Genomic DNA, 17,363 nt, shown 5'->3' on the forward strand with positions numbered 1-17,363 from the left:
GGCCGGCTTACGCCATGAGCCCCTTTTGCTGCAAGAATGCCGCGGCCACCTCCTCAGGCGCTTTACCCTCGGTCTCTACCTGATAATTCATTTCCGCCATCTCCGCGTCCGTGATTGACTGCGCGACCAGATCGAATACCTGCTGTAGCTCAGGATGCGCCTGCAAGACTTCGTCGCGCACGACAAAACCGCACATGTAAGAAGGATAAAGGTTCTTATCATCCTTAAGCACCACAAGATCGGAAGAGGCAAGCTGGCCGTCTGTCGTAAAGATATTCATCACATCGATTTTTTTCTGCCGAATCGCGTCGTATTTCAGACCGATGTCCAGATCCATCGTGTTATGGAACGATAGGCCGTAGGTCTCACAAAGAGCGTCATACCCGTCGTCGCGCTCGAAGAAGTCATATTCCGCGCCAAAGGTGAGCGAAGGCGCGGCGGCGGCAAGATCGGAATAGGTGTTCAGGCCGTATTGTTCAGCGGCGTCTTTTGTCACGGCGACGCCGAAGGTGTTGTTGAAGCCGAGCATGCCCGTCCAGCGCATGCCCATTTGCTGATAGCCCGCCTGCAGCTGCTCGAACATGCTTTCATCGTAGAGGCCGTCCTCCTTTAAAACGAAGTTCCAGCCGGTTCCGGTGTATTCGGGATAAAAATCAAAATCACCTTTTTCCATCGCGGGCTGAATGTTTGAGGTACCGCCGCCAACGCCTTCTGTCATTTCAACGGTAAGGTCGGTCTCCGCTTCGATCAGCGTCTTCATCATGCTGCCAAGGATATACTGCTCGGTCATGGGTTTGGTCGCCATGTGCAGCGTGTCTTCGCTCTTGCCGCAACCCGCAAGGGCGGAAATAAGCGCGGCCGCCGCCAGCGCCACAACGAGGGTCTTGTTTTTCTTCATGGGTTTCTCCTTTATCTCTGCGCCCTGTGGCGCTGCGTCAATTTTTCCAGCAGGCCGATCAGCGTATCCGCCAAAATGGCCAGCAGAGCGATCAGCAGGCTGCCCGCCAGCGTCATCGCCTTGTTGTTTGTCGTAATACCGCGATAGATGGCGACGCCAAGACCGCCCGCACCGATGAACGAGGCGATACCGGCCAGCGCGATCGTCATGACCGTCATATTGCGCACGCCTGCAAGGATCATGGGCATGGCCAGCGGCAGCTTTACTTTCCATAGGACCTGCGCGCGGGTGCCGCCCATGCCCGTTGCCGCCTCGACCAGCAGCGGTTCGACATTGGCAAGGCCCGTATAGGTATTCCGCACCATGGGCAGCAGTGCGTATATAGTCAACGCGATCACCGCGGTCGTATTCCCGATGCCGGACAGCGGGATTAAAAATCCCAAAAGGGAAATAGACGGTATGGTATAGATAAAGTTGATGACGCCCATCACGACCTTGGAACTTCTGCGGTACTCGCTGATCGCCACGCCGGTCAGCAGACCGATCACAATCGCCAGCGCGATCGAAAGAAGGGAGAGCTGCAGGTGCTCCAACAGCAACCCCCAAAAGAAGTCTCCTCGCGATGAAAGCAGCTGGATCATTTCGTTAATCAAATTCGTTGCTCCTTTATTATACATGCGCTGGGACAAAGCTCCGCGCAGAGACCGCAGTGCAGGCAATGCGCTTGCTCAATACGGTAGGGAGAACCTGCCGCAATGCATTTTTGCGGGCAGGCTGCGGCGCATTTTCCGCAGCCGATACATGCTTCGGTAATGAAAAAGCCCTTGGGTTCCGCGCGGGCGCCGCCAAACGGAAACAGCGCGCGCTCAATCGGGGATACGCCGAGATCGAAAAACTCGACCTGACCCGCGCGGATACAGAAAGCCTCCAGCACATAGCGGCTATCGCCGGGATATACCTCGTTCATCGAAGGATTGGCCTTAAAAATGCGGTCTATCCAGCTAGTTTGCTCATCCAGCCGCTCCGCTATGCCGTTTAGCCGCACCATCTGATACTTTTCGTTCATGCCGGTCACGGCTACATGCCCGTCCCGCATCAGCTCCCGATAAAACGCCTTACCGCGCGCGGTGCAAAAATAAAGAGCTTGCTGTTCCGCCAGCATTACGTCGATCATGCGCACCTGCGGCAGGCCGTTTTCGTCCACGGTCGCAAAGGCCGCGTCCCGTATGCCGCGCAGCATGGCGAGGCAGTTTTGTGCATTCATAGGTATCCTTCCTTTTTTTGCATGAATCGTGATATGTTCATTGTAGCCGTCTTGTTGCGTTTTGGCAAGTACGCACTTTTTTGTAGCATGGTATCGCCCGGGTAACCATCGATTTGTAAATTTTTCTTGACGCTTCTTGACTTTAGCTGGGAAACATGGTTAGATAGTAATAATTTATGAAAAGAAGAGGCGTAAAACCTTGAATTTAGATCGGAATAACGTAAAGAAGATCCTAGGGTTGATCGCATTCGCCGTGCTGCTGTATGTCGGCCTGCAAAATACCAAGCTGGTCGGTTCGGTTTTGCGGTATGTGCTCGGCCTGCTCACGCCGTTTTTGATCGGCGGCTGTATCGCGTTTATCCTGAACGTGCCCCTGCGTTTTTTTGAAAAGAACCTATTTACCGGGCCCAAGGCCACAAAAAATAAAAGGCTGATCAAAATGAAGCGCGTGTGCAGCATCGTGCTGACGCTTCTGGTCGTGATCGGCGTAATCGCGATCGTGCTGTTCATGGTGCTGCCCGAGCTGTACAACTCCATCGCCGCGATCGGCAAGGAGCTTACCGCAGCCCGCGCCCGCGTGCCGGAATGGCTCGATCAGATCGGTCAGGCCGTGCCCATGTTTGAAAAGGAGATCGCCTCGCTCAAAATCAGCTGGCAGGAGATCGACTGGAAGGGGATCGGCACCATGCTCGTCGATTTCCTGCGCAATTCCAGCTTCCTGAGCGACACGTTCAACTTCGCCAGCTCGGCGCTCAGCGGCGTGGCAAACGCTTTCATCGGCCTGATCTTCGCCATCTATATTTTGATGCAGAAGGAAAATCTGGGCCGCCAGTTCCGCCGCTTGTTTTATTCCTTTTTCCCGGAAAAGCACGTCGACCGCTTTTTGGAGGTCTGCCACCTGACGAGCAGTTCGTTCAGCAGCTTTTTATCCGGCCAGTGTTTGGAAGCGTTTATTCTCGGCCTGATGTTCTTTATCGCCATGTCGATCTTCAGTATGCCGTACGCGCTCATGGTCGCCGTGCTGATCGGCGTGACCGCGCTTATTCCGATTTTCGGCGCGTTCATCGGCTGCTTTGTCGGCGTACTGCTTATCTTTATCATCAGCCCGATCCAGTCGCTGTGGTTTTTGGTCCTGTTTCTGGTGCTGCAGCAGGTGGAGGGCAACTTTATCTATCCGCGCGTGGTCGGCGGTTCGGTCGGCCTGCCGTCTATTTGGGTGCTTGCCGCGGTCACGCTCGGCGCGAGTATGGCCGGTATCATTGGTATGCTGTTTTCCATTCCGCTCTTTTCCGTCATTTACACGCTGCTGCGGGAAACCGTGCGCCAGCGTGTGCGGGAACGGCATATCGCGCCCGGTAAAATCAAATAACAGGCGATGATTCGCAGCCGCTCTCCGTTGTTTCCAGATCGGGGGCGGCTGCAATTTTGAATAAACTATAAAATTTTGTATAGGGGCTTGATTTTTCCTGTTTGTGAGCTTATCATAATAACGTTAGCACTCCTTTGCTTAGAGTGCTAACGCCAAAAGACGTTGGCGCTTGCGCAAGCAGAGTGCTAATAAAAAACATAGAGGTGGATTTTGTCATGGCGAAAAAACAATTCAAGGCGGAATCGAAGCGCCTGCTCGATCTGATGATCAATTCGATCTACACGCACAAAGAGATTTTTCTGCGCGAGTTGATCTCCAACGCTTCGGACGCGACCGATAAGCTGTATTACAACGCGATGAAGGAAGGACAGACCGGTATTACGCGCGAGACCCTGCCGATCGAGCTGACGCTCGACAAGGAAAACCGCCGTTTTGTGATCGAGGATCACGGCTGCGGTATGACGGCGGAGGAGATGGAGGCCAACCTCGGCACGATCGCCCGCTCAGGCTCGCTGGCATTCAAACAGGAAAACACCGACCAGACCGATATCGATATCATCGGCCAGTTCGGCGTGGGCTTTTACGCGGCGTTTATGGTGGCAAGCCATGTTGAAGTCGTATCCCGCGCCATGGGAAGCGAAGAGGCCAACTGCTGGCAATCCGACGGGGCGGCGGGCTATACGATCGCGCCGTTCGAAAAGGCCGAAAACGGCACCCGTATCACGCTGACCATTAAGGAAAATACCGAAAACGAAAACTACGATGAGTTTTTAGAGCCGTATCGCATCCAGTCGCTTGTCAAGAAATACTCGGATTATATCCGCTACCCGATCCGCATGGACATGGTCAAGAGCCGCATGAAGGAAAAGCCGGCCGACGCGCCCGAGGATTACACGCCCGAGTGGGAGGAGTACACCGAAAACGAGACCCTCAATTCCATGGTGCCGATCTGGAAGAAATCCAAAAAGGAACTAAAGGACGAGGATTATAACGATTTTTACACCTCCAAGTTTTACGATTACCAGCCGCCGCTGCGCCATATCCATATGAACACCGAGGGCGCGGTCACTTACACCGCCATGTTGTTCATTCCGTCCCACGCGCCAATGGATTATTACACCAAGGATTTTGAGAAGGGCTTGCAGCTTTACTCCAACGGCGTGCTCATCATGGACAAATGCGCCGATCTTCTGCCCGACCATTTCAGCTTTGTGCGCGGCATGGTGGACACGGCGGATCTGTCGCTGAACATCTCCCGCGAAATGCTCCAGCACGACCGTCACCTCAAGGCGATCGCGCAGAGCATCGAAAAAAAGATCAAAAACGAGCTTTTGAAGATCATGACCGACAGCCGCGAGGACTACGAGAAGTTTTGGAACGCCTTTGGGCGTCAGCTGAAGTACGGCGCCTATGTCCAGTACGGCGCGCATAAGGATCTGCTTATGGATCTGCTGCTGTACCATTCCTCCACCGAGAATAAGATGGTTTCGCTCGATGAGTATATCTCCCGCATGAAAGAGGAGCAGAAGTATATTTATTACGCCTGCGGCGAAACGGTCGAAAAGATCAAGCTGCTGCCCGCGATGGAAACGCTTGCCGACAAGGGCATCGAAGTGCTCTGCTTGCACCATGATATCGATGAATTTTGCATCAAGATGATGGCAAGCTATAAGGAGAAGGAATTTAAGTCCATCACCGACGCGGATCTGGGCCTTGAGAGCGAGGACGAGAAGGAAGAGATCAAAAAGCTTTCCGAGGAAAACGCGCCGCTGCTCACCAAGCTCAGTGAAACGCTGACCGGCAAGGTGAAAAAGGTAGAACTGACCGGCCGGCTCAAGAGCCACCCGTGCTGCCTGCGCGCCGAAGGCCCGGTCACGCTGGAAATGGAAAAGGTACTCAACCAGCAGGCCATGGACGACAGCCAGCGCGTACATGCCGAACGCGTGCTGGAACTGAACGCCGAGCACCCGATCTTTAAAAAGCTGTGCGACTTGCAGCAGCAGGGCTCGGATGAGATAAACGCCTATGCCGATATCCTGTACACACAGGCGCTGCTGATCGAGGGCATGCCGGTGGATGATCCGGTGGCCTACGCGAACGCGGTCTGCGCGCTGCTCGCCAAGTAACAAAAGGGAGAAGGGCCCATGCAAAAGCTGCTGTTTATCGTCAATCCGCACGCCGGACGCGGCGAGATCGTCAATAAGGCGGTCGATTGCGTCAGCGTGTTTCAAAACGCGGGCTATGATGTGACGATCTATGTTACGCAAAACGCGCGCGACGCGACCGCGGTGGTGCGGGCCCGCGCCGGCGAATTCGACCGGATCGTGTGCGCCGGCGGAGACGGCACGCTCAACGAAGTCGTCACCGGCCTGATGCAGACCGACCTGCGGCCCATTCTTGGCTATATCCCGGCGGGCACGACAAACGATTTTGCTTCCAGCCTGAGTATTCCCAAAAACCAGCTGGAGGCGGCGCAGACAGCGGTGGGCGCATCGCTGCACGCCATCGATATCGGCCGCTTTAACGAGCGCTATTTTAACTATATCGCCGCTTTCGGCGTATTTACCGAGGTTTCCTATGCCACGCCGCAGCAAAGCAAAAATATATTTGGCAGGGCGGCCTATATTTTCGAGGGCGTTAAATCGCTGACCAGTATCAAGGAGCACCACATCGCGGTCGAGTGCAGCGAGATCGAGGAGGAGGACGACTATATCTATGGTATGGTCACCAACTCGGTGCAGGTGGGCGGCTTCAAGACAATCACGCCGGAAAGCGTGCGTCTGGATGATGGGCTCTATGAAGTGCTGCTTGTCTATCCCGTTTACAACCCCATGGAATTGCAGTGGCTGGTTAACGATCTGCTGACGCGCAACGAGGATTCCTCTAGGTTTCGCTATTTCCGCACCTCTCATATCCGTTTTTCCTCGCCGGAAGAGGTGCCGTGGACGCTGGACGGAGAGTTTGGCGGCGCGACCCGGCACGCGGAGATCGATAACAATCCGCGGGCCATCACTTTTACGACCGGTTAAACAGACGAAGAGCCGTCAGAATCGTGGTAAACACGCTTCTGGCGGCTCTTGCATGCTGGAAATCGCTAAGAAATGGCTATGGCCGTTTCTTAGCAGCACTTCTTCTCGAAAGAGAGGCAGTCGGTGCACTGGTCAACGGTGGGGTTGGCCTCGTGCGTACCAACGGTGATGCAATCGAGAGCGCAGTACTCGGCACAGTTGCTGTGGTTGGCACACTGATCGACAGTGCAGCGAATGGACTTGTTGCAGTTAGACTTATCCATGAGAAAAGACCTCCTTTTTTGATTTCGAGAATAGTGTTGCCGCAGCGCTCCGGATTTATGCATTGACAAAAAAACGGAAACAAGCTATACTTTTTCCATGGACAAATCTTTCTCGAAAGCGTATGCTGACGGGCGAGCGATCCAAACTAACCGACATGATCTGCTGTCAAAGATTCATTCTGCGATGAAAGAACGGAAAATAAGCGTTTGACGTCCTGTATCGCAAGATACAGGACATTTTTTGCGCAAAAGAAGGAGAGCTTTTTATGGAAAACCGCATTGCGATACTGGGTATTATCGTAGAAGACAGAGATGCGAGCTATCAGGTGAATGAGCTGCTGCACGCTTATGGCGACCAGATCATCGGCCGCATGGGCGTTCCGCACCACGACCATTGCTGCTCCATCATCACCATTGTGATGGATTGCCCGGCCGATACCATCAACGCGCTGTGCGGCAAGCTGGGCCGTTTACAGCATGTGCAGGTCAAGTCAATGCTTGCAAAATAAGGAGAAATTCATGAAAAAACACTGGATACGGCTGCTTTCGGCCGTTATGGCGCTTTCCTTGCTCGCGGGCTGCGGCACAAAGCCGCAGCAGGAGCGGCCGGAAGCGACGGAAAATGTTGCCCCGGGGTATGAAAACGGGCTGATTACCCGTATATCCGCGCTAAAGGGCCCAACCTCGATGGGGCTGGTCAAGCTGTTAGCGGACGATGAGGCGGCGGAAGTACAGCGCTATGAGGGTGCCATGTACACCGCGGCAGATGAGATCGTTCCCTTGATCGCCAAAGGGGAGACCGACATCGCGCTGATCCCGACCAATCTCGCGGCGACGCTTTACCAAAAGACCGAGGGCGGCGTTCAGGTGATCAATGTAAACGCGGGCAATGTGCTGTACGCGCTCTCCTATGATGAATCATTACAGCACATGGAGGGACTGAAAGGCAAAACCGTTTATATGACCGGTAAGGGGACGACCCCGGAATGGACGGTGCGTTACCTGATGCAGCTAAACGGCCTGACGGACGCTGATATCACGCTGGAGTTTAAACCGGAATCCGCCGAGGTACTTTCCGCGCTCAGCGCCGATCCCACGGCGGCGGCCATTCTGCCGCAGCCGTTCGCGACCGTCGCCATGATGCAGGATCAGGAGCTTTCGATGAACTTTTCCCTCAGCGATGAATGGGCCGCGAAAAGCGGCGCGGGCGGCACCGTGACCGGCGTTACGATCGTGCGGCGCGCGTTTGCAGAGGAGCACCCCGCGGCCCTCCGGCAGTTTCTGGACGATCACGCCGCTTCGGTCGCCTATATGACGGAAAACACGGCGGACGGCGCGCGGCTGATCGAGGAATACGGTATTGTGGGAGCGGCTGTGGCTGAGGAAGTGCTGGCTTATTTCAGTCCTATTTCTTCCGTTTCCGGCGAAGAGATGAAGACTTCGGTAAACGGTTATTTAAGCGCGCTGTACGAGATCGCGCCCGAGGCGGTGGGAGGAAAAATGCCCGATGAGGCGTTCTACTATCTGGGATAAGACGTGGCTGCGCCGCACGATTGCCGCCTTATTCTGGCTCGGCGTGTGGCAGACACTGGCGCTCATCCTGCCAAAGCTGTTATTTGCAGGCCCTGTACCAACGGTACAGAGCCTGCTTTCTATGCTGTTCACCGCCTCGTTCTGGCTGTCGCTGCTGCACACGATCGGCAAGATCGCGCTCGGTTACCTGCTCGCCCTTGGGTTGGGTTGTCTGCTCGCGGCGCTTTGCCATACCGCTTCGGCGCTCCGTCTGCTGCTCGCGCCCGCCGTACAGATCATGAAAAGCGTGCCGGTCGCCTGTTTTATTGTCGTGGCGCTGATCTGGGTGCGCTCTGCGTGGATATCGGTGATCACAGCCTTTTTTGTGGTGCTGCCCATTTTCTACATCAATTTGAGCGAAGGGCTGGCAAGCATCGACCCTAAAATGCTGGAGATGGCGCGGGTATTTCGCCTGTCTCCCACCGGGCGACTGCGCGCGATCTACCTGCCGGGTGTGATGCCTTATATGCTTTCCGCCACAAGGCTCACGGTCGGCATGGCGCTCAAGGCGGGGATCGCGGGCGAGATCATCGGTTTGCCGCGTTATACCATCGGCGAGCAGCTCTATTTAAGCAAGCTGTATCTGGATATGAGCGGACTGTTCGCTTGGTCGTGCGCGATCATTCTGGTCAGCGTGGGTCTGGAAAAGCTGATGGTGCGTGCGATATCCGCCGCCCAGCGCAGATGGGAGGGCGCCGCATGATTTTGTTGGATAAGGTTTGCAAGTCGTTTAACGGCAAGCCCGTGCTGCGCGATGTCAGTTTAAGCGTAAAGCCGGGCGAGCTGTGGCGGATCGAAGGTCCTTCCGGCGCGGGCAAGACCACGCTGCTGCGCCTGCTGATGGGTCTTGTTGAAGCGGACGCGGGCACGGTCAAAGGTATAAAAGGGCTGCGGTTCGATCCGGTTTTTCAGGAGGATCGGTTGGTCGAGCATTGGAGCGCGCTGGAAAATGTGCGCCTTGTCGGCGGGCAGACGGGGGAGGCGCTGCTTGACGCGCTTTTGCCAAAAGACGCATTGGCGCAGCCCGTTCGCACGCTTTCCGGCGGCATGCGCCGCCGCGTGGCGCTGGCGCGCGCGCTCGCGGCAGAGGGGGATATCCTTGTGCTGGATGAACCGTTCGCCGGGCTGGACGAAGCGAACGCGCAGCGCGCGTTCGAGGTCGTGCTTGACGCGCGTAAGGGCCGCGCGCTGATCCTTGTGTCCCACGGCGCGGGCGCGTCGACGCCGGGCATGCAAACACTTCGTCTGCGCATATAAGCAGACGAAGGTTGCCCCGGATTTGCAAATGATTTCGGCGTGTATTATACTATAGCTATAGCGATAAAGGTTGTGAAGAATATGCAAAAAGGCGATCTGGCCAAGCTGCAGCTGCTGCTGACCGGCATTTCGGCCCGTATGACAAAAAACAGAGATTATTTCATGGAAGCGTCCTTCCGATTTCTTTCAGGTAAAAAAACGTTTCCGGCCAAGCTGACGCGCGCGGAGCAGGGCTATATGCTGACGTTTGAGGGCGCGAGCCGTGCCATCGACGCGGCCGGCGTGTGCGCGTTTTTTACCGAACAGGCAGGGCGGTTCGACGAGGCTGTCATGACCTATACGGAGCGCGGCTCGGTCGTGACGCTGTCGGTCACGCCAAAGGGCGTTGCCATGAAGCAGGCCGAACGTGAAGCCACGGCGGAAGAGCAAACCGCGGCGGCAAACCCCTTGCTGGACGCCGGGCGGCAGTATTTGATCCGTGTCGATCAGGCCGCGCCGCTCTTGAAGGAGATCGGTATCCTGACGCAGGAGGGCAAGCTCCGCAACGATATGATCCGGAAGTACAACCAGATCGATCACTATGTCGAACTGGTCGCCCCCATGTTTGAGGGCGATGAAAGCGACGAGATCGTGCTGCTCGACTGTGCCTGCGGGAAATCCTATTTGAGCTTTGTCATGAACTACTATCTGCGCGACGTGCTGCACCGCCGCTGCCGCGTGATCGGCGTCGATATCAACGAGCACGTCATCGAGGAGAGCCGGGCGATGGCAAAACGCCTTGGTTATCATAATATGGTATTCCAGTGCGCCGATCTGCGCGTCTATCAGCCGCCAAAGCGGGTCACCGCCGTGATTTCGCTGCATGCCTGCGATATCGCGACCGATCTGGCGCTGGCCGCGGCCATTCGGGCCAAAGCAAAGTACATTGCCTGCGTGCCCTGCTGCCACAAGGAACTGCTGGAGCAGTACCGTCTGCCCGAAGCGCTCGCCCCGCTCGCAAAGTCCGGTGTGTTCAAGGCGCGCCTGAACGATGTGATGACCGACAGCATGCGCGCGCTCAAGCTGGAAGCGGAAGGGTATAAGGTTTCCGTGGTCGAATACATTTCGCCGCTTGATACCCCGAAAAACCTGCTGATTCGCGCCACGCGCACCGGCCGCGACGATCCGCGCGCCCGCGCAGCCTATGAGGGAGTAAGGCGGGCGCTCGGCACGACGTCGGAGCTGGATCGGCAATGTGACGCCATGAACAATGAATTTTTTATTTCAGATGACGATCTGATTGAGTAACGCCCCGATTTTCTTCGCATAGGCTGTTATTGAAGATTTCTTCAATCACTATTCGGAGGAGATTACACATGGCTGATAAAGTATGTTGCCCCGGCCCCGTCTGCGGCAATAACAACGCTGCTGCAGGCGGTTTCCGCGAAGCGGTTTGCGTTCACACCAATAAAGTTTACGATTCCTGCAAGAGCAAAGAATGCCTGCGCGACCTGCGCGTTTACCTGTGCCGCGAGGGGCAGGAGCTGCTCAATGCCGGCGGTATCGCGTCGGTAAAGCCCCGCTCTGCCGAGCTGCTCTGCGTCAAGATCGATGTGGAGAAGGTCCAGTTTAACCGTGGCTTCTACACCGTCGATATCCGTTTCTTCTACAAGATCGAAGTCGAAGTCAGTTGCCCGATCGGCCGCCCGCGCATCATCGACGGCCTCTCCGTATTTGACAAGCGCGTCATCCTGTTCGGCAGCGAAGGCGGCGCCCGCATCTTCTCGTCCCGTTATATCGAGGACGGCATGGATGTTCAGCTCTGCCAGAACAGCAATATGCCGCAGGCTGTCGTCGAAGTTGTCGACCCCATTCTGCTGGATGCCAGCATCGTTTCTCCCGAAACCTCGTGCAACTGCTGCTGCTGCGCCCTGAACGAAGTTCCTTCTTCGCTCTGCCGCTGCTTCGCGGGCGACGACATCGTGCTTGACAACCGCGGTTACCAGCTGTTCGTCACGCTGGGCCAGTTCTCGATCATCCGTCTGGAGCGCGATATCCAGTTGCTGATGCCTGCATACGATATCTGCATGCCGCGCCGCGACTGCTCGAACAGCGGCACCGGCGGCGAGCAGGATCCCTGCGCCGTATTCGCAAACTTTGAGTTCCCGATCGACGAGTTCTTCCCGCCCAAGCAGGAGTGCCCGGAGTTCGGCCCCGGCTGCGGCTGCAATCCCTGCGGTAACAACAACAATTCCTGTGGCTGCGGCAACAACAATAGCAACACCTGCGGCTGCGGTTGCAAATAACCGATCAATCGCATAAAAGAAGGGCGCTTAGGCGCCCTTCTTTTCGTACAGATCCATGTCAGGCATGTTCGGCCGATCCTTCGCATACAGTATAACAGACTGTGCGGGGGAGGGCGATCATGAAAGAGGAAAAAAGTGTGGTCTACACGCTGATTCTGGGCGTTTGTATGCTGCTTTGCCTGCTGCTCATTGGCAAAATGCTGCTGCAACAGCCGGTACGGCAGCCTGCCGAACCGCCGGAGGAGGAAGGGGAGGATGAGCAGGTGGAATTACAGCTTAGCGAGAATGATTTAGGGGCGCTGATCAGCGAAGCGCTGCCGCTTACGCCTGATGCAATGACCGTGCGCATTGGCGCGCATGCAACGGTAGAGGTGAGCGCCAGCGTATCCAAGCAGGCGCTGACAGATAGTGGGCTGGACGCCGGCATGCTGCGCACTGCCGCTATGTTTTTGCCCGATCCGTGCAAGCTGTACGGCTCTTGGCAAGTCTCGGTAAAGGACGGTGCGCTGTGCCTCGCCGCAACGCGTGCCGAGATCGCGGGTATCGCGCTGCCCGATCAGGTCGTATCCTCTTTTACGAATTCCTTGGCCGAAACGGTCAATCAAAAGCTGGCGGATTGGGGCCTGTCCGTCAACGAGATCGCAAGCGAAAACGGCTGCCTGCTGTTCAGACCATAAGTACATCAGAGAAAGCCTTCCTGTAAATCAGGAGGGCTTTTTTGGCTTCAGCAGATTTGTAATTATAGTTTTTATGGAGAGGATACAACGATGTTCCCGTAATAATATAAAAGATAATGATAAAAATTTTAATTCCTGACAATCGCGTATATAGCCTATAATAAAAGCACCATAAATAGTACCGGACGTGAAAAAAGGAGGGAATGTACATGCCGGACTCGTTAAAGATCCTGACCAAGCTGCTTGATGAAGCGCGATTCGTCGATCTTTCGCCCACCATCGAGCACAACATGCCCAAATGGCCCACCCATCCTCAAATCATCGTGGATCAGACTATTACGCATGAGCATGACGGATATTATTGTCAATGTCTGGTGCTCGGTGAGCATTCTGGTGCACATGTGGATGCACCAGCACATATCCATTCAGATATGATGAAGCATACCATTGACACCTATTCGCCGAACAAGCTGTTTGGACGGGCAATCTTATACGATCTGTCTCAACTGAATGCTCAACCCGGCGAACGGATCACAGCGGAACAAATTTTGCAGCTTGAGGAAGTCATGGGGGATCGATGTGAACCAAACGACATCGTGCTGCTGCACTTTGGCTGGCAGAAATACTGGACGCTAGATCAAACCGGAAAGTATTATTCGCTCAATGAGCCCGGTCTTGCCGAGGATGCGGTCAAGCTATTTGCCGAACGAAAGGTTAAAGCGGTCGGGAGTGATACGATCGCCTGTGATACGCCGGTAAAAGCGGGGGTTGAAGAGCGCTCTTATGGACATTTTGCGTATTGGCTACCTAATCATATTTTGATTATGGAAATGCTGCACCAGTTGGATCAGCTTCCCACACGCAGTTATTTCGCAGCACTTCCTCTCAAAATCAAAAACGGTTCAGGCTCGCCGATCCGTCCGATTGCTATCATCCCAAAGGATTCATGTAAGGAGGACTGAAAAATGACAAGCATAACGAAACGATTTCTCTCCGTAATCTTGGCAAGTACACTTGGGCTGTGCCTATTTACCGGCTGTTCCGGCGAACATGCAAAAAAGACAGCATTGCCTGCCGATGAAGATGTTGGCAGCAATGCCGCCACGGCTCCGGACCCTGCGGCGGATACACTTGACCTAGCAAGTATTTACGATAACATTTCGAGCGAAATGACATATGTTGATCTTTCTAGCCTAAAATTGGAGAAAGCCGCGACGGAGTACACAATCGGCCTCGCGATGGTAAGCGTAAGTTCAGATTGGTTTCGGCAACTGGCAGATGATTTGACTGCTGAGCTGGAGGACGCTGGCTGCAAGGTGCTTATGGTTGAATGCGATAGCGATGCCACCAAGCAAGTCTCGCAGATTGAGAATTTCATCACACAGGGGGTGGATGCAATTATCGTAAATCCTGCGGATCCGCAAGCAGCAATCAACATTGCTCTGAATAAAGCTTATGACGCCGACATTCCCGTTATCTCCGTCGATTTGCCCCCAGACGACGGTGCAAAGTATATGACTGCCTGTATTACGGACGCATACTCGCTCGGCTATGCGGTTGGCGAGGAATTGGCGACCCGCCTGCTTGAAATGTATCCGGAAGGCGAGATCGAATATGGCTTGATTGGCGGCACGGATGGCAACTACATCGCCTCTAACCGAAACAAAGGTGAACGCGATGCCATTCAGGCTGTGGATAAAGAGGGACGGATCGTTGAAAGCGCGTTTTTATATGCCGGCGCGTATACAGAGGAAGCGGGCCTAAAGACAGCGGAGAACATGCTCGTCGCCCATCCGAACCTAAAAGCGATCATTGGTACCTGCGGCGGACATGCCGTAGGCGCAACTGCCGCGGCTAAGCGGCAGGGAGTCGACCAGAACTTGATCATGGGCTGTGTTGACGGTTCCAAGGCAGAACTAAACATCATGAAGGAGAACGGACCCATTCAGGCAGTCGGTCTGAACAGCCCTACAGAGGTGGCGCAAATGGCCGCCCGTACGATTATCAGCGCACTCAACGGCACGTCATATCCGGCTTCGCGACAGATTGCACCCGAGCCAACTCTTGTAACTCCTAATAATATAGACAATTATTACAATCCTGATTCCGCGTTTTGAACCAATGACTCCGGTTTCGATGCGGAGCACCGGAGCCGGAGTTTCTTCACTCGATCACGGAAAGGAGAAGCGGGCCATGCAGCCGATTCTACAACTAAAGAAAATTGATAAACGCTTTACCATGGTCCACGCGCTAAAAGCGGTTACGCTGGATGTTTACCCGGGCGAAACGCTGGCCCTTGTCGGCGAAAACGGCGCGGGTAAGTCGACGCTGATGAAGATTTTAACCGGCGCATACATTCGTGACAGCGGAGAGATATGGATCAGCGGAAAAAAGGCGGAATATCGGTCACCGCTCGAAGCCAAAAGATTTGGCGTCGCGCAGGTCTACCAGCAGGCCGAATTGATCCCCGAGTTGACAGTTGCAGAAAACCTTTTTTTAGGCGAACAGGGATTTGCACAAAAAGGACTAGTACACTGGCCGGATCTCTTCTGCAAAGCGGAAGGTCTGCTTCGCGGCTGCGGGGTCGATATCGACCCGTATGAAAAAGTGAAAAATTTGAATGTGGCTTACCGACAACTGGTAGCGATCGTTAAGGTCATGAACCGAGACCCAGCGATTCTCATCTTTGACGAGCCAACAGCGGTGCTTTCCAACAAGGAAGTCGGCGTGCTATTCTCACTGCTGGATCAGCTCAAGGCACGCGGGAAAACCATACTCTACATATCTCACAGATTGGAAGAAATTTTTCAGATCAGCGACCGGATTGCTATCATGCGCGACGGCGAATTAGTGACTGTATTGCCGAATCAAAATGTGAGTAAGACCGATTTAATTACCCATATGCTTGGCCGTCAGATGGGCGCTATGTTTCCGAAACGATCCAACTATACGTGCGATGAGACTGTGCTAGAGGTAAAAAACGTTTCTACCTCGAAAGTCTGTGGTATTACCTTCCGCTTGCGGCGAGGAGAGATTCTCGGGGTAACTGGGCTTGTGGGCAGTGGCCGTACGGAGATGGCGCGGGCAATTTACGGACTCGATCCGTTGCTGGAAGGGCAAATACGGATTAACGGACTGCAAAAAAACATCCGTTCGCCGCGTGACGCTATGAAAAACGGAATTTTTCTCGCCCCAGAGGACCGAAAGGGAGAAGCGCTGGTGCTTGTCCGGCCAATACGAGAAAATGTCACGCTCTCTAATCTGAAACGCATCTCAAAATGGGGGTGGTGTCAAAAGTCTGATGAGCGCACTCTCGTTGAGCGGCTGCGCGAGCAAATGCGTATAAAAACGCAAAGCATTGAAACGCTTGTGCGTAACCTAAGCGGAGGCAATCAGCAAAAAGTAGTCATTGCCAAGGCAATTGCGGCACAGCCCGACATCCTGATAGTTGACGAGCCCACTCAGGGAATCGATGTCGGTGCAAAAAGCGAAATCTATGCGCTACTTGAGCAAATGCGGCAAGCGGGCATGTCGATCCTTCTGATTTCCTCAGAAATAGAAGAGGTACAGGGCATGTGTAATCGTATCCTCGTAATGCGTGACGGCGCGATTGTGGGAGAGGTTGAACAAGATTTGGAGAACAGTGAGCATATTCTCAGCTTGATGTATAGGAGTGATCCCTCATGAAAGACGAACGACATACCAGCTTTCGTATCAATTTAATCCTATACCTAAAGGATCAGGCGATCCCTATGATCGTTCTGCTGCTCATGGTCGTCATTGCGTCCATGCTTTCCCCTGTGTTTCTATCTAAAGCCAATGCGCAGAACCTCGTTGTTCAAATTGCGATGAATATGGTAGTCAGCATGGGGATGTTTATTGTGATCCTGACTGGTGGCATCGATCTTTCGGTCGGTTCCATCGTCGCACTTTGCGGTGTGCTCGTTGCCGGCTTTATGCGTTCGCTGCCTATTGGGATTGCCATTCTGCTTGCGATGTTGGTCGGTACTTTGATCGGAGCGTTTAATGGCCTTATCGTTTCTCGTATGCGGATCGCTCCATTTATTGTTACATTGGGCATGCTCAGCTTTGCCCGAGGAATCGCTTATTGGTATACGAATTCAACGCCTATTATATGGTCCTCACTGCCGGGCGCCGATTTCATGAGTTGGCTAGGTGGCGCCAAGCTTCTTGGCGTGCCTATTCTGGCCCTCATTTGGCTGTTAATGATCATTCTCACCTTTTTGCTTCTGCGCTATACCATAGCCGGACGTATTATTTACGCTATCGGCGGCAATGAAGAGGCGGTCAAGTTAAGCGGCGTTGACCTGTGTAGATGGAAAATGATTCCTTACTTGCTATCCGGCTTATGCTGTGCCATCGGCGGTATCCTATTGACCGCACGTCTGGGTGTTGGTGCACCAACAAGCGGCGATGGGTTGGAACTGGACTGTATTGCAGCTGTCGTAATCGGAGGCGCGAGCTTTAACGGTGGTATCGGAAACGTTGGTGGAACGGTTATCGGCGTTTTTATTCTAGGTATCATTAATAACATTCTCGATTTGATGAACGTACCGCAATATCCGCAGATGATGCTAAAGGGCACGATTATCGTGGCGGCTGTTATTCTATCTACCATTCGTGAAAAAAGAAAATAAGCGCATGTTTAGCCCGCAATTCAGGTTGCGGGCTTTCGTGCTGTCCGGTATTTTCTGCAAAAATTGGGGTTTTAATAGGGGAGGTGTTTTC

Annotated in this window: 18 protein-coding genes; 14 read left to right on the forward strand and 4 right to left on the reverse strand. The window is 54.1% G+C overall.

Going from position 1 to position 17,363, the window contains the following annotated elements; translation table 11 throughout:
* Positions 1-7 precede the first annotated feature (7 nt).
* The 3 genes from NE562_RS17755 to NE562_RS01160 are packed head-to-tail and all read right to left on the reverse strand — an operon-like array spanning position 8 to position 2,162.
* Positions 8-898, reverse strand: coding sequence for a glycine betaine ABC transporter substrate-binding protein (locus NE562_RS17755; protein ID WP_330645821.1), 891 nt, complete (start codon positions 896-898; stop codon positions 8-10).
* 11 nt (positions 899-909) lie between these two features.
* The gene (locus NE562_RS17760; protein WP_330645822.1) at positions 910-1,551 is read right to left on the reverse strand and encodes an ABC transporter permease; all 642 of its coding nucleotides are present in this window, start codon (positions 1,549-1,551) and stop codon (positions 910-912) included.
* Positions 1,548-2,162: a pyridoxamine 5'-phosphate oxidase family protein gene (locus tag NE562_RS01160; protein WP_280960551.1), complete on the reverse strand. Its 615-nt coding sequence runs from the start codon at positions 2,160-2,162 to the stop codon at positions 1,548-1,550. Before NE562_RS01160 ends, NE562_RS17760 begins: the two co-directional genes overlap by 4 nt.
* A 199-nt stretch (positions 2,163-2,361) precedes the next feature.
* Between NE562_RS01160 and NE562_RS01165 the strand changes: the two genes are divergently transcribed.
* The 3 genes from NE562_RS01165 to NE562_RS01175 all read left to right on the forward strand — a co-directional run bounded on the left by NE562_RS01165 (position 2,362) and on the right by NE562_RS01175 (position 6,560).
* Positions 2,362-3,531: an AI-2E family transporter gene (locus tag NE562_RS01165; RefSeq protein ID WP_280960552.1), complete on the forward strand. Its 1,170-nt coding sequence runs from the start codon at positions 2,362-2,364 to the stop codon at positions 3,529-3,531.
* A 215-nt stretch (positions 3,532-3,746) separates the two neighbouring features.
* Positions 3,747-5,657 carry a molecular chaperone HtpG gene (gene htpG / locus NE562_RS01170; protein WP_280960553.1) on the forward strand — a complete coding sequence of 637 codons (1,911 nt, stop codon included), beginning with the start codon at positions 3,747-3,749 and terminating at the stop codon, positions 5,655-5,657.
* Positions 5,658-5,675: 18 nt separating this feature from the next.
* Positions 5,676-6,560, forward strand: coding sequence for a diacylglycerol/lipid kinase family protein (locus NE562_RS01175; protein WP_280960554.1), 885 nt, complete (start codon positions 5,676-5,678; stop codon positions 6,558-6,560).
* An 89-nt stretch (positions 6,561-6,649) separates the two neighbouring features.
* On the opposite strand, the gene NE562_RS01180 is transcribed toward NE562_RS01175, so the two are convergent.
* Positions 6,650-6,823, reverse strand: a complete 174-nt coding sequence (locus tag NE562_RS01180) for a DUF1540 domain-containing protein (protein ID WP_280960555.1) — start codon at positions 6,821-6,823, stop codon at positions 6,650-6,652.
* Between the two features lie 266 nt (positions 6,824-7,089).
* Here NE562_RS01180 and NE562_RS01185 point away from each other — a divergent pair, with 266 nt between their 5' ends.
* From NE562_RS01185 to NE562_RS01235, 11 genes are all read left to right on the forward strand, one after another.
* The gene (locus tag NE562_RS01185; protein WP_280960556.1) at positions 7,090-7,332 is read left to right on the forward strand and encodes a TM1266 family iron-only hydrogenase system putative regulator; all 243 of its coding nucleotides are present in this window, start codon (positions 7,090-7,092) and stop codon (positions 7,330-7,332) included.
* Positions 7,333-7,342: 10 nt separating this feature from the next.
* On the forward strand, positions 7,343-8,356 hold the full coding sequence (locus NE562_RS01190) for an ABC transporter substrate-binding protein (protein WP_280960557.1): 1,014 nt from the start codon (positions 7,343-7,345) through the stop codon (positions 8,354-8,356).
* On the forward strand, positions 8,331-9,098 hold the full coding sequence (locus NE562_RS01195; protein WP_280960558.1) for an ABC transporter permease: 768 nt from the start codon (positions 8,331-8,333) through the stop codon (positions 9,096-9,098). Before NE562_RS01190 ends, NE562_RS01195 begins: the two co-directional genes overlap by 26 nt.
* Entirely contained in the window at positions 9,095-9,652 is a 558-nt protein-coding gene (locus NE562_RS01200; RefSeq protein WP_280960559.1) for an ABC transporter ATP-binding protein, read from the forward strand. The genes NE562_RS01195 and NE562_RS01200 overlap by 4 nt, the downstream gene beginning before the upstream one ends.
* 81 nt (positions 9,653-9,733) lie before the next feature.
* The gene (locus NE562_RS01205; protein ID WP_280960560.1) at positions 9,734-10,939 is read left to right on the forward strand and encodes a class I SAM-dependent methyltransferase; all 1,206 of its coding nucleotides are present in this window, start codon (positions 9,734-9,736) and stop codon (positions 10,937-10,939) included.
* Positions 10,940-11,007: 68 nt separating this feature from the next.
* Positions 11,008-11,937, forward strand: a complete 930-nt coding sequence (locus tag NE562_RS01210; RefSeq protein WP_280960561.1) for a hypothetical protein — start codon at positions 11,008-11,010, stop codon at positions 11,935-11,937.
* Positions 11,938-12,056: 119 nt separating this feature from the next.
* Positions 12,057-12,614, forward strand: a complete 558-nt coding sequence (locus NE562_RS01215; protein ID WP_280960562.1) for a hypothetical protein — start codon at positions 12,057-12,059, stop codon at positions 12,612-12,614.
* Positions 12,615-12,823: 209 nt separating this feature from the next.
* Positions 12,824-13,576 carry a cyclase family protein gene (locus NE562_RS01220; protein WP_280960563.1) on the forward strand — a complete coding sequence of 251 codons (753 nt, stop codon included), beginning with the start codon at positions 12,824-12,826 and terminating at the stop codon, positions 13,574-13,576.
* 3 nt (positions 13,577-13,579) lie between these two features.
* Positions 13,580-14,731 carry a sugar ABC transporter substrate-binding protein gene (locus NE562_RS01225; RefSeq protein ID WP_280960564.1) on the forward strand — a complete coding sequence of 384 codons (1,152 nt, stop codon included), beginning with the start codon at positions 13,580-13,582 and terminating at the stop codon, positions 14,729-14,731.
* A 76-nt stretch (positions 14,732-14,807) separates the two neighbouring features.
* A complete protein-coding gene (locus NE562_RS01230; RefSeq protein ID WP_280960565.1) occupies positions 14,808-16,301 on the forward strand; it encodes a sugar ABC transporter ATP-binding protein in 1,494 nt (497 codons plus the stop codon).
* Complete coding sequence (locus NE562_RS01235; protein WP_280960566.1) at positions 16,298-17,272, forward strand: ABC transporter permease; 975 nt, start codon at positions 16,298-16,300, stop codon at positions 17,270-17,272. The genes NE562_RS01230 and NE562_RS01235 overlap by 4 nt, the downstream gene beginning before the upstream one ends.
* Positions 17,273-17,363 lie beyond the last annotated feature (91 nt).

It is taken from the genome of Butyricicoccus faecihominis (genome assembly GCF_024462775.1).
In the GTDB taxonomy this organism is placed as follows: domain Bacteria; phylum Bacillota; class Clostridia; order Oscillospirales; family Butyricicoccaceae; genus Agathobaculum; species Agathobaculum faecihominis_A.

Excerpts from the sequence above, each read along its gene's own strand:
- NE562_RS01235 (WP_280960566.1), top strand. The coding sequence starts at position 16,298 with ATGAAAGACGAACGACATACCAGCTTTCGTATCAATTTAATCCTATAC.
- NE562_RS01225 (WP_280960564.1), top strand. The coding sequence starts at position 13,580 with ATGACAAGCATAACGAAACGATTTCTCTCCGTAATCTTGGCAAGTACA.
- NE562_RS01175 (WP_280960554.1), top strand. The coding sequence starts at position 5,676 with ATGCAAAAGCTGCTGTTTATCGTCAATCCGCACGCCGGACGCGGCGAG.
- NE562_RS01195 (WP_280960558.1), top strand. The coding sequence starts at position 8,331 with ATGAGGCGTTCTACTATCTGGGATAAGACGTGGCTGCGCCGCACGATT.
- NE562_RS01210 (WP_280960561.1), top strand. The coding sequence starts at position 11,008 with ATGGCTGATAAAGTATGTTGCCCCGGCCCCGTCTGCGGCAATAACAAC.
- NE562_RS01180 (WP_280960555.1), bottom strand. The coding sequence starts at position 6,823 with ATGGATAAGTCTAACTGCAACAAGTCCATTCGCTGCACTGTCGATCAG.
- NE562_RS01190 (WP_280960557.1), top strand. The coding sequence starts at position 7,343 with ATGAAAAAACACTGGATACGGCTGCTTTCGGCCGTTATGGCGCTTTCC.
- htpG (WP_280960553.1), top strand. The coding sequence starts at position 3,747 with ATGGCGAAAAAACAATTCAAGGCGGAATCGAAGCGCCTGCTCGATCTG.
- NE562_RS01200 (WP_280960559.1), top strand. The coding sequence starts at position 9,095 with ATGATTTTGTTGGATAAGGTTTGCAAGTCGTTTAACGGCAAGCCCGTG.
- NE562_RS01215 (WP_280960562.1), top strand. The coding sequence starts at position 12,057 with ATGAAAGAGGAAAAAAGTGTGGTCTACACGCTGATTCTGGGCGTTTGT.
- NE562_RS01160 (WP_280960551.1), bottom strand. The coding sequence starts at position 2,162 with ATGAATGCACAAAACTGCCTCGCCATGCTGCGCGGCATACGGGACGCG.
- NE562_RS17755 (WP_330645821.1), bottom strand. The coding sequence starts at position 898 with ATGAAGAAAAACAAGACCCTCGTTGTGGCGCTGGCGGCGGCCGCGCTT.
- NE562_RS01185 (WP_280960556.1), top strand. The coding sequence starts at position 7,090 with ATGGAAAACCGCATTGCGATACTGGGTATTATCGTAGAAGACAGAGAT.
- NE562_RS01205 (WP_280960560.1), top strand. The coding sequence starts at position 9,734 with ATGCAAAAAGGCGATCTGGCCAAGCTGCAGCTGCTGCTGACCGGCATT.
- NE562_RS01230 (WP_280960565.1), top strand. The coding sequence starts at position 14,808 with ATGCAGCCGATTCTACAACTAAAGAAAATTGATAAACGCTTTACCATG.
- NE562_RS01220 (WP_280960563.1), top strand. The coding sequence starts at position 12,824 with ATGCCGGACTCGTTAAAGATCCTGACCAAGCTGCTTGATGAAGCGCGA.